Origin of the sequence: Microbacterium sp. P03 (assembly GCF_043556235.1) — a bacterium.
Classification (GTDB): Bacteria; Actinomycetota; Actinomycetes; order Actinomycetales; family Microbacteriaceae; genus Microbacterium.
Map to the genome: position 1 here is coordinate 262,484 of NZ_JBIGIM010000004.1, position 13,622 is coordinate 276,105.

Consider the following 13,622-nt stretch of genomic DNA (forward strand, 5'->3'; position numbering starts at 1 on the left):
ATGACTGTGCACACGGACGCCTTCAAAGACCACGCCTGCCTCATCGTCCACGGGCCCGACAAGGCCGGCCTGGTGGCCGCGGTCACCGCGCTGATCACCCGCAACAAGGGCAACATCATCTCGCTCGACCAGTACTCCGACAACCCGGAGGGCGGGGCGTTCTTCCAGCGTGTCGTGTTCCACCGCCCCGACCTGACGTCGTACTTCCCCGACATCGAGGCCGACCTCGAGGCGACGCTGCAGCCGTACGAGATGTCCTGGACCCTGACCGATCAGTCGGTGCCCAAGCGCATGGCGATCCTCGCCTCGAAATCGGACCACTGCCTGCTCGAGCTGCTCTGGCGTCAGCGGAGAGGTGAGCTGCGCGTCGTCATCCCTATGGTCATCTCCAACCACACCGACGTCGCCGAGGACGTGCGCTCCTTCGGTGTGCCGTTCTTCCACATCCCCTCGCAGGGCCCCGACAAGTCCGAGGCCGAGGGCCGCATCCTCGAACTCCTCCGCGGCAACGTCGACATGGTGGTCCTCGCCCGGTACATGCAGATCATCTCCGAAGACTTCCTCGATGATGTCGCCGTACCGGTCATCAACATCCACCACTCGTTCCTCCCCGCATTCATCGGCGCGGCGCCGTATCGCAAGGCGAAAGAGCGCGGCGTGAAGCTGATCGGCGCGACATCGCACTACGTCACGAAAGATCTCGACGAGGGCCCGATCATCGAGCAGGACGTCGCCCGCGTCGATCACTCCATGTCGGCCGCCGACCTCCAGGCCCGCGGCGCCTACGTGGAACGCGCCGTGCTCTCCCGCGCGGTGCAATGGCACGCCGAAGACCGCGTCATCCGACACGGCAACCAAACCATCGTGTTCGCCTGACGGCGCGCACGCGAACACCCGGATGGATGCCTCGGCCGAGGCATCCGCCCACGAACAGAGAGGTTCACCATGGCACCGAAGAATCTGCAAGAGGTCATCGACGCCGCAGGCAGCCCTGTCGAGCTCCTGCGCAATTCGCAGATCGGCTCGTACATCTACCCGGTCGTCCCCGCCGACTTCCAGAACTGGATCAAGGAGCAGAAGGCGTGGCGTGATTCCGCGGTGCTCTACGACCAGTCGCACCACATGGACAACCTGTTCCTCAAGGGCTCCGACGCGATCAAGCTGATCTCCGACACGGCGATCAACTCGACGGCCGTGTTCCCGGTCGACAAGGCGAAGCAGTACGTTCCGACCACCGCGGGCGGTCATGTCATCGGTGACGGCATCCTGTTCCGCGAAGCGGAAGACGAGTACACCTACGTCGGCCGCGCGCCCGCGTCGAACTGGCTGCTGTTCCACGGCGAGACCGGTCGCTACGCGAACCTCGACATCGAGATCGACCGCCGCTCGCCCTCGCGCCCGTACGGTCACGAGGTCACGCGCCGCTACTACCGCTTCCAGATCCAGGGTCCGAGCGCATGGCAGGTCATCGAGAAGCTCAACGGCGGATCGCTCCAGCAGCTGAAGTTCTTCAACATGTCGACGATGACGATCGACGGTACGACGGTGCGCACCCTGCGTCACGGCATGGCGGGTGCTCCCGGTCTCGAGATCTGGGGCCCGTACGCCGACCACGACCGCATCTGGTCGGCCATCGTCGAGGCCGGCGCCGAGTTCGGGCTCGTGCCCGTGGGCTCGCGCGCCTACCCGTCGAACACGCTCGAGTCCGGCTGGATCCCCTCGCCGCTGCCCGCGATCTACACGGGGGCCGAAGAGCAGGCGTACCGCGAGTGGCTGCCGGCAGACGGCTACGAGGCCACCGGGACGCTCGCCGGCTCATTCGTCTCGGACGACATCGCCGACTACTACCTCACCCCGTGGGAGCTCGGCTACGGCAACTTCGTCAAGTTCGATCACGACTTCATCGGCCGCGACGCTCTCGAGAAGGTCGACCCGGCCTCGCAGCGCAAGAAGGTCACGCTCGCGTGGGACGCCGAGGATCTCGGCAAGGTCTGGACATCGCTGCTGAACGTCGACGGGCCCAGCTACAAGTTCTTCGACCTCCCGCTCGCGAACTACGGCTCGGCGAACTACGACTCGGTGATCGACGAGGACGGCACGGTCGTCGGATACTCCATGTTCACGGGGTACAGCGCCAACGAGCGACGCGGTCTCTCCCTCGCGACGGTCGACCCGAACGTGCCCGAGGGCACCGAGCTCAAGGTCGTCTGGGGCGAGCCGAACGGGGGCACCACGAAGGCCAGCGTCGAGCCGCACGAGCAGACCGAAGTGCGCGCCGTCGTCAGCCCCGTCCCGTACTCGACGGTCGCCCGCGCCACCTACCAGGGTGGCTGGCGCACGCAGTACCAGTCGGCATGACCCGTCGGTGACGATGGCAGGGGGCCCGAGCGCACGCTCGGGCCCCCTGGTCTTTCCGCGGCGCGGTCCGGGCGGACGCGGACGCGTGGCCGCGGCCTCCGCTCGCCGCCCGATAATCTCGATCACGGCACACCACGCCGAGATCCCCGACTTCGACCGCCGAAGGAGCCTCATGAGCCTGCGCTACGCGCTCCTCGCGCTCCTGCGCGTCGGCCCGCTCTCGGGCTACGACCTGCAGAAGCAGTTCTCGCTGTCGGTCGGACACGTCTGGCATGCCCCCGACTCGCAGATCTACCCCGAGCTCCGCAAGATGGAGACCGAAGGCCTGGTCGAGGGCGAGGAGCAGGCCCGCGGTGAGCGCGGGACGCGTCGCGTCTATCACGTGACGGATGCCGGCGAGCAGGCGTACCTCGCATGGATGCGGTCATCGCTGGACTATCAGCGGGTGCGCGACCCCGCGCACCTCCGCGCCGCGTACCTCGAGAGCACGACGCCGGACGCCGCCCGCGCCTTCCTGCGCGGTCACATCGCGCAGTGGGAATCCGAGCTCGACCAGTGGGAGACGGAGTTGCGCCGGATCGACGCGGCCGACAACCCGATGCTCGTGCGCCGATTGGCCGTCACCGCCCCCGAGAACCGCGAACGCACGATCGCCTACAAGCGGTTCGCGTACGAAGGCCTGGTCGATCGCGCGCACGTCGAGATCGAGTGGGCCAGGCGCGGGCTCGAACTGGTCGACCGGCTCGAATAGCGCGGACCGCGGGGTGCCGCACGCCTCTCGACGGCTCGACCTAGAACACGTACTCCATCAGGTCCAGGCCCAGCACTCGGAAGGCCTCGTGGGCGCGCAGCCGGTGCGCGATCGACAGGTCGTCGAAGCACACGATCAGGGCGTACGAGACCCCGGCCCGAGGACCCGCGAGGACTCCGGCCTCCGCCCTGACACCGGCGTCCCGGCCCGTCTTGTTGATGAAGAGCAGCCCGTACTCGTCGTTCTCGTGCGCGAAGGGATCGAGACCGGTCGCGGATGCCACGAGACTGAGGTCATGGTTCAGGCTGAGCCACTCCGCCACCTGCGCACTCACGCCGGCCGAGACCGCGGTGGCGTTCACGAGCGCGCCGAAGAGGGCGGAGAACTCGCGGGCCGTGCCGAGCGCGAGGTGCGGAGCGTCATCAGGACCGCGGTGATCGCGGAAGCGGTCGAGCACCGCAGAGCGCTCGAACCCGAGTGCACCGAGCCGCGAACGCACGGCGTCGAAGCCGACGCGCTCGAGGAGGGCGTTGACTGCCAGTGCATCGCCGGTCGCCGCGGCGAGCACCGCGAGGTCGACGATCGGCAGCGCCGGCGCCTTGAGATGCTGCCACACTCCGGAGACCGACACCGCGTCGAGGGCGTCGCGGTCGATGATCTCCAGCGCATCCAGCGTCCCCGCCTCGAATCGCGCGGCGACCTCGACCAGCAGGGGGACGACCCCGAGCCCGGCGACCGGGAGCGTCAGGTGGTCATCGCCCGCCAGCACCGCGGCGCCACGATCGAGGTCGTCGACGCGCAGAGACACGCGCGCCCCCGACACCGCCAGGCCGTCGAGCGCTGCGAGCGTCGAAGCGAAGGAACGGCGACCGTCCGCGGAGCGCCGCATCGGCCGTTTGCCGCCTCGCCGCAGCCCCCGCTGCACGTCGGCACTTCTCAGGTGTGGTCCTTGGGCAGGCGACGAAGCCGCGGTGTCGAAGGGCTCAGAGGGCGCACCCACGAGCAGGGGTCCTTCCGGTGTGATGGCGAGGGGGAGGACGAACGGGTCACCAGATGGTGACGCGTTCATCATTGTCGAGCCAGAGCGCATCCGTCTCCGTGACGCCGAACGCGTCGTAGAACGCGTCGACGTTGCGGACGATCTGGTTGCAGCGGAACTCGTTCGGGGAGTGCGGGTCGATCGTCAGCAGACGGATGGTCTCGGCATCCCGGCCCTTCTGCTGCCAGATCTGACCCCACGACAGCAGCAGACGCTGCACGCCGGTGTATCCCTCGATCTCGGGCGCACCCGTGGGTACGCCGTCGGGATCTTCGCCGAGCGAGAGGGCGTAGGCCTTCAGGGCGATGCTCAGCCCGCCCAGGTCGCCGATGTTCTCGCCGATCGTCAGGGCGCCGTTCACGGTGTTCTCCGCCGGCAGTCCCCGCGGGACGAGGGTGTTGTACTGCGCGATGAGCGACGCCGTACGCTCCTCGAACGCGCTGCGGTCGGCGTCGGTCCACCAGTCGCGCAGCGATCCGTCGCCGTCGAAGCGGCTGCCCTGGTCGTCGAACCCGTGGCCGACCTCGTGCCCGATGACCGCGCCGATGCCGCCGTAATTGGCCGCGGCATCCCGCTCCGCATCGAAGAAGGGGTATTGCAGGATGGCCGCGGGGAACACGATCTCGTTCATCAGCGGGTTGTAGTACGCGTTGACGGTCTGCGGCGTCATGAACCACTCGTCCCGGTCGATCGGCTGCCCCACCTTGCCGAGCTGGCGGTCGTGCTCGAGCACGTGCGCGCGGCGGACATTGCCGACCAGGTCGTCGGCGTCGATCTCGAGCCCCGAGTAGTCCTTCCACTTCACCGGGTACCCGATCTTGGGGGTGAACGTGTCCAGCTTCGCGAGGGCACGATCGCGCGTTTCGGGGGTCATCCAGTCGAGCGAGCGGATGCTGCGCCGGTAGGCCTCGAGCAGGTTCGCGACGAGCTCGTCCATGGCCTCCTTCGCGGCCGGCGGGAAGTGGCGCTCGACGTACACCTTGCCGACCGATTCGCCCATCGCGGCCTCGACCAGGCTGACTCCGCGCTTCCACCGCTCGCGGTTGACGGGGACGCCCGTCAGCTGCGTGCCATAGAACGCGAAGTTCTCCTCGACGAACGGGTCAGACAGGAAAGCGGCCGCGCCGTGCACGATCTTGAAGCGCAGCCACGCCTTCCAGTCCTCGAGGCGCTCGTCGCTCAGCAGTGCGCCGAGCCCTTCGAGGAAGCTCGGCTGGTAGACGACCACCTCGTCGAAGGCGCCGGCGTGATCGGCGGCGATGCCCTCGAGCCACGGCGCCAGATCGACGCCGACGAGCTCCACCACGTCCTCCCACGTCTTCAGGTTGTAGGTGGCGACCGCGTCACGGCTGCGCACGTTGTCCCAGTGGTGCGAGGCCAGCTCGGTCTCGAGCGCCATGATCCGGTCGGCGGCATCCGCCGCCCCCTCGACACCGGCGAGCGCCAGGATCTTCTCGATGTGCGCGCGGTAGGCGGTGCGGGTGGCCTCGAAGCTCTCGAGCCGGTAGTAGCTCTCGTCGGGCATGCTGATGCCGCTCTGGATGAGGAACGGCACGTACCGTGTGGGGTTGCCGGGATCGGGCTCGACGTAGAGGTCGATCATGCCGCCCACACCGTCGCGCTCGAGGCGGCCGACGGTGCGCAGCAGCGTGGGGACGCTGTCGATCGCATCGACGAGCGCGAGGTTCTCGGCCAGCGGTGCCGCGCCGAGGCGGTCGATCGTCTCGGTGTCGAGGAAGCTCGCGTAGAGGTCGCCGATCTTCCTCGTCTCGGTACCGGGCTCGGCATCGCGCGACTCGTCGATGATGGCGCGGACGTCTTTCTCGGCCTGCTCGGCGATGAGGTGGAACGAGCCCCACCGAGCCTTGTCCTCGGGGATCTCCGTGCGGTCCAGCCACTGTCCGTTGACGTGGCGGAAGAGGTCGTCCTGGGGGCGGATCTCGGGGCTCAGGTCATCGAGCGCGAGACCGGATCGGAGGGAGTCGGTCATGCGCTAAAGCGTACGCTTCCGCGTGACGGCCCCCAACACGACGGCCCGCGGCGCCGCGGTGCAGCGAGCGGGTGCCGCAGCCCTCGTAGGCTCGCAGGGTGAGCGCTCCCGACACCCTGAACCGCGACATCCTGCGGCTCGCGGTGCCCGCGCTCGGAGCTCTGATCGCCGAGCCGGCGTTCCTCATCGTCGATTCCGCCCTCATCGGACATCTGGGCGTGGCGCCGCTCGCGGGTCTCGGCATCGCCGCGGCGGTGCTGCAGACGATCGTCGGGTTGATGGTGTTCCTCGCCTATTCGACGACCCCCGCCGTCGCCCGGCGGTTCGGCGCCGGAGACCCCTCACGCGCCGTCTCTGTGGGCATCGACGGCATGTGGCTCGCGGTGGGGCTGGGCGCGGTGCTGGCCCTCGTCGGGTCGCTCTCGACCGGATGGCTCGTGTCGCTGTTCGGCGCCGCCCCCGACGTCACCGAACAGGCCGAGGTGTACCTCCGCATCTCGATGTGGGGGCTCCCGGCGATGCTGGTCGTGTTCGCCGCGACCGGACTGCTGCGCGGCATGCAGAACACGCTCACCCCGCTGTGGATCGCGGGGCTCGGCTTCGCCGCGAACGCGCTGCTCAACTGGTTCCTCATCTACGGGCTCGGCTGGGGCATCGCCGGGTCGGCGGCCGGCACCGTGCTCGCCCAGTGGTCGATGGTCGCCGCCTACGTGGTCGTCGTCGGCCGGATGGCACGCCGGCATGCGGCATCCGTCCTCCCCCAGCGCGACGGTGTGACCGGATCGGCGCGGTCGGGCGGATGGCTGTTCCTGCGCACCCTGTCGCTGCGGGTGGCCCTGCTGGCGACGGTCGGCATCGCGACCGGTCTCGGCACCGACGAGCTGGCCGGGTGGCAGGTGGTGTTCACGATCTTCTCCACCGCGGCCTTCGCCCTCGACGCGCTCGCGATCGCGGCGCAGGCGCTGATCGGCAAGGGGCTCGGCGCCGAGGACGAGCGCACCGTCGTGCGGGTGCTGCGCCGCACGGTGGCCTGGGGTGCGTGGTTCGGGGTGGTCGTCGGCGCCGTCATCGCCGCCCTGTCGGGCGTGATCGGGCTCATCTTCACCGGGGATGCCGCGCTCGCCGCCCTCATCCGGCCGGCACTGCTCGTTCTCGCGGTGGCCCAGCCCGTCGCCGGGGTCGTGTTCGTCCTCGACGGCGTGCTGATGGGAGCGGGCGACGCGAGATACCTCGCGCTCGCCGGCGGCCTCACCCTGGTCGCCTTCGTGCCCGTGCTGGTCGTCCTCGACGCGGTGGGCGCGGGTGGGGCGGACGGCCTCGCGTGGCTCGCGGTCGCGTTCTTCGGCGTGTACCTCCTCGCGCGGCTGGCCACCCTCGGGTGGCGGGTGCGGGGCACGCGCTGGATGACGACCGGCGCGTGACCGCCGGCGCGCTCAGCCCTGCGCCCACCGCCGGCACCACTCGTACATCACGACGGCGGCCGCAGCGCTGGCGTTGATCGAGCGGGTCGATCCGTACTGCGTGATCTCGACGACTCCGGATGCCGCGTCCAGCGCCTCGGCGCTGAGCCCCGGCCCTTCCTGTCCGAACAGCAGGACGCAGCGCTCCGGCAGGTCCGCCCGGTCGACCGCGACGGAACCGTCGACGTTGTCGACCGCCACGATGGGGAGCGATGCCTCGGCCGCCCATGATGCGAAAGCCGCGACATCCGCGTGGTGAACGACGTGCTGGTATCGGTCGGTGACCATCGCCCCGCGGCGGTTCCAGCGCCGCCGGCCGATGATGTGGACGGTGTCGGCGAGGAACGCGTTCGCGCTCCGCACGATCGACCCGATGTTCATGTCGTGCTGCCAGTTCTCGATCGCGACGTGGAAGGGGTGGCGGTGCTCGTCGAGGTCGGCGACGATCGCGTCCATCCGCCAATAGCGGTAACGGTCGATGACGTTGCGGGCGTCGCCGCCGGCGAGCAGCTCGGGATCGAGGTGCGGGTCGTCCGGCCACGCGTCCGGTCCGCCCGGCCACGGGCCCACGCCGACCGCGAGCAAGGGCTCGACGGGCTCGGCCGCGGCGTCGGCCCTGGGTGGCTCGGGTTCGGCGTTCACCGGGCAAGGCTACCGACTTGCCCGGGCCTGTAACTCCCCAAGAATCTCCCTGCCGCGCTCCGATCGGGCCCGAATTCCACCCACGGCGTCCGATGGTGAGGAGTTGCGCGCACGCCGGCCCCGAGAGCGCCACCCGGACCCGCTTTCGGCATACCGAAAAATGGTCTAGCTTTTCGGTATGCCGAAATCACTGGGGATCACGGCCGAACCCGTCACCGCCCCCGCAGCCGCCCGACGCCGTTCGCCGTTCCGCGGCGCCTGGCTGCTCGGCCCGGCGATGGTCGCGGGAGTGGCCTATCTCGACCCGGGCAACGTCGCCAGCAACATGACCGCCGGTGCCCGCTTCGGCTACCTGCTGGTCTGGGTCGTCGTCCTCGGCAACATCGTCGCGTGGCTGGTGCAATACCTCTCGGCCAAGCTGGGCATCGTCACCGGGCAGAGCCTCCCCGAGACGCTGGGACGACGCATCCGCAACCCGTGGGCCCGACGTGCGTACTGGCTGCAGGCCGAACTCGTGGCGATGGCCACCGACATCGCCGAGGTGATCGGCGGCGCGATCGCGCTCCACCTGCTCTTCGGCGTGCCGCTGCTCTGGGGCGGCGTGATCACGGGTGTGATCTCGATGGGCCTCCTCGTCCTGCAGTCCCGGCGCGGAGCGCGCACGTTCGAGATCGTGATGATCGGACTGATCCTCGTCATCGGCGTCGGCTTCACCGTCGGCGTCTTCATCGGCCCACCCGATCCGGCCGGGATCGTCGCCGGGCTCGTCCCCCGATTCGAGGGCACCGACTCCGTCCTCCTCGCCGCGTCGATCCTCGGGGCGACGATCATGCCGCACGCGATCTACGCGCACTCCGCCCTCGCGCGCGACCGCTTCGCTCCGGTAGAGGGCGCCGGCGACGACACAGGACCGGATGCCTCGCTCGCCGTCCGCCGCGGCATCCCGACGCCGACGCTGCTGAAGGCGACGCGCTGGGACGTCTCGATCGCGCTGCTCATCGCGGGCACGGTCAACCTCTGCATCCTGCTGCTGGCCGCCGCGAACCTCACGGGCGTGGCCGGCACGGACACCCTCGAGGGCGCCTACGCCGCCCTCGAGAACGGGATCGGCCCCCTCGTCGCGACGCTCTTCGCCGTCGGGCTGCTCGCGAGCGGTCTCGCCTCGACGTCGGTGGGCGCCTACGCCGGCGCCGAGATCATGCGCGGGCTCCTCCGCGTGCGCGTCCCGCTGCTCGCGCGCCGACTGATCACCCTGATCCCCGCCCTCGTCATCCTCGGCGTCGGGTTCGACCCCACACTCGCCCTCGTCCTCAGCCAGGTGGTGCTCTCCTTCGGCATCCCCTTCGCGCTCGTCCCGCTCGTCGTACTCACATCGCGACGCGCGGTGCTCGGCGCGCACCGCAACCGGGGGATCACGACGATCGCCGGGATCGCGGCATCCGTCTTCCTCATCGCCCTCAACGGCGTGCTGCTCTGGCTCGTGGCCACCGGCTGAGCGATGCTCGGCCGGTACCCTGGGCGCGTGGCCTCCCCCGCGATCGACGACTACCTCAAGACGATCTACCACCACACCGAGTGGCAGGACGATCGCATCACCCCGTCTCAGCTCGCGCTCGAGCTCGGGCTCGCCCCCTCGAGCGTGACCGAGATGGTGCAGAAGCTGGCGGCGCAGGGTCTCGTGTCGCACCGCCCGTACGGCCCGGTGTCGCTGACCCCCGCGGGCGAGCAGCGGGCGGCCGCGGTGATCCGTCGGCATCGGTTGATCGAGACCTGGCTGGTGGGCGAGTTCGGCTACTCCTGGGACGAGGTGCACGATGAGGCCGAGGTTCTCGAGCACGCCGTCAGCGATCGGCTGCTCGACGGCATCGACCACCGGCTCGGCAATCCTCGGTTCGACCCGCACGGCGACGCGATTCCGGATGCCGCGGGCCGCGTGCACCGCGAACCCTTCACCCTGCTCGGCACGGCGAAGCCGGGCCACCGCGGGCGCGTGCTGCGGGTGAGCGACCGCGACCCCGATCTGCTGCGCGTGCTGGATGACGCCGGTGTGCGCCCCGGCGCCGACGTGCAGGTGACGGATGCCTCGACCCTGACGCTCGACGGCGACACCCTGCATCTTCCGGCCGGGGCGGCGGACGCCGTCTGGCTCACCGCGTAGAACGGCGCGCAGAGCTCACTTCGACGCGGCGGCCGCCCGGCCGAACGGCCACCGCATGCCGGCGGCGTCTTCGCAGACGCCCCAGAGCCGCGCGCCGATCTCGAGGTCGCGCGTGATCTTGGCCGGGGTCGCGCGTCTCGGCGCGCCGCGGGCGACGAACCGCGGGCCGACGAGCTCTCCGCCCTCGACCGCGGGGTCGACGAGTGCCCGCACGAGCGACCACGCGCCGCGGTCCTTGGACTGCGTGAACGCGACCTGCAGGTTGTCGGTGAAGCGGGTCAGTCGAGAGGGCTCGTTGACCCCGTGGATGCCGATCGTGCGGCCGCTGGTGGAATATCCCGGATGCGCGACGATGCTGCGCACCGCGACCTTCGTCTCACGCAGCCGCCGGTCGGCTTCGAGGCCGAGGGCCGTCGTGGCGACCTTGGACTGCACGTAGGCGCGCCACGGGCTGTAGTCGCTCTCCATCTGCGGGTCGACCGGGTCGTAGGCCCACATCGACGTCGACATGCTGCCGAGCCAGACGATGCGTCCGCGCGCTTTCGCGAGGGTTGCCAGCATCGCCCCGGCGAGCGCGAAGTGACCCAGCACGTTGGTCGCGAAGACGACCTCGTTGCCGTCCATGGTCAGCTCGCGTTCTTTCGGCGGGTGCACGATGCCGGCGTTCAGGAGCAGCCCGTCGAGTCCCCCGCGGGTGCGGGCGGTCGCGGCCGCCGCGCGCACCGAGCCGAGGTTGCTCGTGTCGAGGAGAAGCGTCTGCACCGAGGCATCCGGAACCCGGCGCAGCACCGCCGCACGAGCCGACGCGAGCCGGTTCGGGTTGCGGCCCGTCATGATGACGTGGGCGCCGGCGCCGGCGAGCTGTTCGGTCGCGAAGTATCCGAGACCCGCGTTGGAGCCCGTGATCAGATAGGTGCGCCCTGAGAGGTCGGGGAGGTCCTCGGGATCCCAATCGGCGCGCGCCACGAGATGAGACTATGCCCCCGCGCGTATGTCTTCGCGCGCGTCCACGGAATAGGCTGACACCATGCGGACCCGCGCCGATATCGAATGCTGGCTGACCGACATGGACGGTGTCCTCGTCCACGAGAACCGGCCGATCCCCGGTGCGTCCGACCTGCTCGCCCAGTGGCGCGATGAGGGCACCCCGTTCCTGGTGCTCACCAACAACCCGATCTTCACGCCGCGGGATCTCAGCGCGCGGCTGCGACGGTCCGGTCTCGACGTCCCCGAAGACCGCATCTGGACCTCGGCGCTCGCGACGGCCGACTTCCTGCGCTCGCAGCTGCCGGGCGGCACCGCATTCGTCATCGGCGAGGCGGGCCTGACCACAGCGCTCCACGAAGCGGACTTCGTCATGACCGAGTCGCTGCCCGACTACGTCGTGGTCGGCGAGACGCGGCAGTACTCGTTCGAGGCGATCACGCAGGCGATCCGCTTCATCAACGCCGGCGCGCGCTTCATCGTGACGAACCCTGACGCGACCGGGCCGACCGCGCACGGCGTCGTGCCGGCGACGGGCTCGTTCGCCGCCCTCATCACCAAGGCGACCGGCAAGGAGCCTTACGTCGTCGGCAAGCCGAACCCCATGATGTTCCGGTCGGCGCTGAACCGCATCGGCGCGCACTCCGAGACGACCGGCATGATCGGCGACCGGATGGACACCGACGTCGTCGCCGGCATCGAGGCGGGGCTGCACACGATCCTCGTGCTCACCGGTATCAGCGATCGCACCGAGATGGAGCGCTACCCGTTCCGCCCCGACGAGGTGCTCGACTCCGTCGCCGACCTCGTGCGCGACGAGCCGCTCGAGGTGGAGGAGACGGACATCCTCTGATGGGAGCGCTCGACGACGGCGAGAAGGTGGTGGCCGCGGATGCCGCGACCTGGCGCGCCTGGCTGGCCGGGAACCACGCCTCGGCGACCGGAGTGTGGCTCGTGCGCGGACGGGCCGGGTACACCCACCTCCACATCCCTTACGAGGAGGCGATCCGCACCGCACTGTGCTTCGGCTGGATCGACGGTCCGGTGCGGACCTTCGACGAGGAGACGTCGGGTCTCTGGTTCGCGCCGCGGCGCCCGTCGAGCGGATGGGCCGCGACCAACAAGGCCCGTCTGATCGACCTCGAGGCCGCGGGTCTCCTGGAGGCGGCGGGCGTCCGCGCGATCGAGGTCGCGAAGGCCAACGGGTCGTGGACCATGCTCGACGGGCCCGAGGCCGGCATCGAACCTCCTGAGCTCACGGCCGCCCTCGACGCGGCGCCTGCGGCCCGGGCGAACTGGGACGCCTTCCCCGCGTCCGCGCGGAAGCAGGGACTGACCCTGATCGCCATGGCGAAGCGGCCCGAGACGCGCGCGGCGCGGGTGCAGAAGATCGTGACGGATGCCTCGGCCGGGAAGCGGCCCGCATGACACCGCTTGCGCAGGCACTGCTGTACGGCGTGAGCGTCATCATCCTGCTGGGGACGCTGATCGTGTTCGTGATGCAGCTCGTGCGCAGCCACCGCGACGAGCGGAACGATCCGCCCGCAGGCGACGATCGGAGTGATCCGCCGGTCGGCTCCTGACCTCCCCGCCGCTCCCTTCCGGCGCGGGACGAGCGAGGCGCTGCTTTCGGCGCGGAGCTACTGGGGTGCGAGGCCGAGATCGTCGAGGTCGATCGCGGCGAGCCACTCCAGCCCTTCCGCTTCGACGGCTGCCTGTGCCCCGGTTCTGCGGTCCACGATCACGGCGACGGCGACGACCTCGGCGCCCTCGCGGCGCAGCGCGTCGACGGCCTTGAGCGCGGACTGGCCGGTGGTCGAGGTGTCTTCGACGACGACGACGCGCTTGCCGGCGACATCCGCCCCCTCCACCTGACGTCCGCGGCCGTGGTCCTTCGGCTCCTTCCGCACGACGAACGCGTCGAGCGGGCTGTCGGTGCGCGCCGACTCGTGCATCACCGAGTTGGCGATCGGATCGGCACCCAGCGTGAGGCCCCCCACCGCGATGACGCCGTCGACGTCCTTGATGAGGTCGAGCATGATGCGACCGATCGAAGGCGCGGCCCGGTGATCCAGAGTCAGCTTGCGCATGTCGACGTAGTACGTCGCCTTCTTGCCGCTGGAGAGCGTGAAGTCGCCGTGGAAGACGGCCTCATCTTTGATGAGGGCGATGAGCGCCTGGCGGTCGGCTTCGAGCTCGGGCGTGGAGGCAGCGGTCATGCCGTCGATTCTACGGACCGG

At 69.9% G+C, this 13,622-nt stretch carries 14 protein-coding genes; 9 read left to right on the top strand and 5 right to left on the bottom strand.

Translation table 11 applies throughout. From position 1 onward, the window contains the following. The 3 genes from purU to ACFXOO_RS12525 all read left to right on the top strand — a co-directional run bounded on the left by purU (nt 1) and on the right by ACFXOO_RS12525 (nt 3,109). Nucleotides 1-876, top strand: coding sequence for a formyltetrahydrofolate deformylase (gene purU, locus ACFXOO_RS12515; protein WP_378842844.1), 876 nt, complete (start codon nt 1-3; stop codon nt 874-876). A gap of 69 nt (nt 877-945) precedes the next feature. Next, nucleotides 946-2,358, top strand: coding sequence for an aminomethyl transferase family protein (locus ACFXOO_RS12520; protein WP_394563768.1), 1,413 nt, complete (start codon nt 946-948; stop codon nt 2,356-2,358). A 172-nt stretch (nt 2,359-2,530) separates the two neighbouring features. Further along, on the top strand, nt 2,531-3,109 hold the full coding sequence (locus ACFXOO_RS12525; protein ID WP_394563770.1) for a PadR family transcriptional regulator: 579 nt from the start codon (nt 2,531-2,533) through the stop codon (nt 3,107-3,109). A 40-nt stretch (nt 3,110-3,149) separates the two neighbouring features. Here the strand turns inward: ACFXOO_RS12525 and ACFXOO_RS12530 are convergent, their stop codons facing one another. Together ACFXOO_RS12530 and ACFXOO_RS12535 are read right to left on the bottom strand one after the other, a co-directional pair. After that, complete coding sequence (locus ACFXOO_RS12530; protein WP_378852891.1) at nt 3,150-4,109, bottom strand: serine hydrolase; 960 nt, start codon at nt 4,107-4,109, stop codon at nt 3,150-3,152. A 46-nt stretch (nt 4,110-4,155) separates the two neighbouring features. After that, a complete protein-coding gene (locus tag ACFXOO_RS12535; protein ID WP_394563771.1) occupies nt 4,156-6,138 on the bottom strand; it encodes a M13 family metallopeptidase in 1,983 nt (660 codons plus the stop codon). Nucleotides 6,139-6,236: 98 nt separating this feature from the next. Here ACFXOO_RS12535 and ACFXOO_RS12540 point away from each other — a divergent pair, with 98 nt between their 5' ends. After that, entirely contained in the window at nt 6,237-7,559 is a 1,323-nt protein-coding gene (locus tag ACFXOO_RS12540) for an MATE family efflux transporter (protein WP_378842834.1), read from the top strand. 12 nt (nt 7,560-7,571) lie between these two features. Here the strand turns inward: ACFXOO_RS12540 and ACFXOO_RS12545 are convergent, their stop codons facing one another. After that, nucleotides 7,572-8,240 (bottom strand): TrmH family RNA methyltransferase, encoded by a 669-nt coding sequence (locus tag ACFXOO_RS12545; RefSeq protein ID WP_394563772.1) that lies wholly within the window; start codon nt 8,238-8,240, stop codon nt 7,572-7,574. Between the two features lie 178 nt (nt 8,241-8,418). Here ACFXOO_RS12545 and ACFXOO_RS12550 point away from each other — a divergent pair, with 178 nt between their 5' ends. After that, nucleotides 8,419-9,735 (top strand): Nramp family divalent metal transporter, encoded by a 1,317-nt coding sequence (locus ACFXOO_RS12550; protein WP_378842832.1) that lies wholly within the window; start codon nt 8,419-8,421, stop codon nt 9,733-9,735. Nucleotides 9,736-9,762: 27 nt separating this feature from the next. Beyond that, nucleotides 9,763-10,398 (top strand): metal-dependent transcriptional regulator, encoded by a 636-nt coding sequence (locus tag ACFXOO_RS12555; RefSeq protein ID WP_378842830.1) that lies wholly within the window; start codon nt 9,763-9,765, stop codon nt 10,396-10,398. A 15-nt stretch (nt 10,399-10,413) separates the two neighbouring features. Here ACFXOO_RS12555 and ACFXOO_RS12560 read toward each other — a convergent pair whose 3' ends face one another. Then, entirely contained in the window at nt 10,414-11,364 is a 951-nt protein-coding gene (locus ACFXOO_RS12560) for an SDR family NAD(P)-dependent oxidoreductase (RefSeq protein WP_394563773.1), read from the bottom strand. Between the two features lie 61 nt (nt 11,365-11,425). On the opposite strand from ACFXOO_RS12560, the gene ACFXOO_RS12565 reads away from it, so the two are divergent. Genes ACFXOO_RS12565 through ACFXOO_RS12575 form a run of 3 tightly spaced genes read left to right on the top strand, consistent with a single transcriptional unit; the run spans nt 11,426 to nt 12,965 of the window. Further along, nucleotides 11,426-12,235 (top strand): HAD-IIA family hydrolase, encoded by an 810-nt coding sequence (locus tag ACFXOO_RS12565; protein ID WP_378842826.1) that lies wholly within the window; start codon nt 11,426-11,428, stop codon nt 12,233-12,235. Then, entirely contained in the window at nt 12,235-12,810 is a 576-nt protein-coding gene (locus ACFXOO_RS12570; RefSeq protein WP_394563774.1) for a YdeI family protein, read from the top strand. Before ACFXOO_RS12565 ends, ACFXOO_RS12570 begins: the two co-directional genes overlap by 1 nt. After that, nucleotides 12,807-12,965, top strand: a complete 159-nt coding sequence (locus ACFXOO_RS12575) for a hypothetical protein (protein WP_378842822.1) — start codon at nt 12,807-12,809, stop codon at nt 12,963-12,965. The genes ACFXOO_RS12570 and ACFXOO_RS12575 overlap by 4 nt, the downstream gene beginning before the upstream one ends. 57 nt (nt 12,966-13,022) lie before the next feature. Here the strand turns inward: ACFXOO_RS12575 and pyrE are convergent, their stop codons facing one another. Then, on the bottom strand, nt 13,023-13,601 hold the full coding sequence (pyrE, locus tag ACFXOO_RS12580; RefSeq protein WP_378842820.1) for an orotate phosphoribosyltransferase: 579 nt from the start codon (nt 13,599-13,601) through the stop codon (nt 13,023-13,025). Nucleotides 13,602-13,622 lie beyond the last annotated feature (21 nt).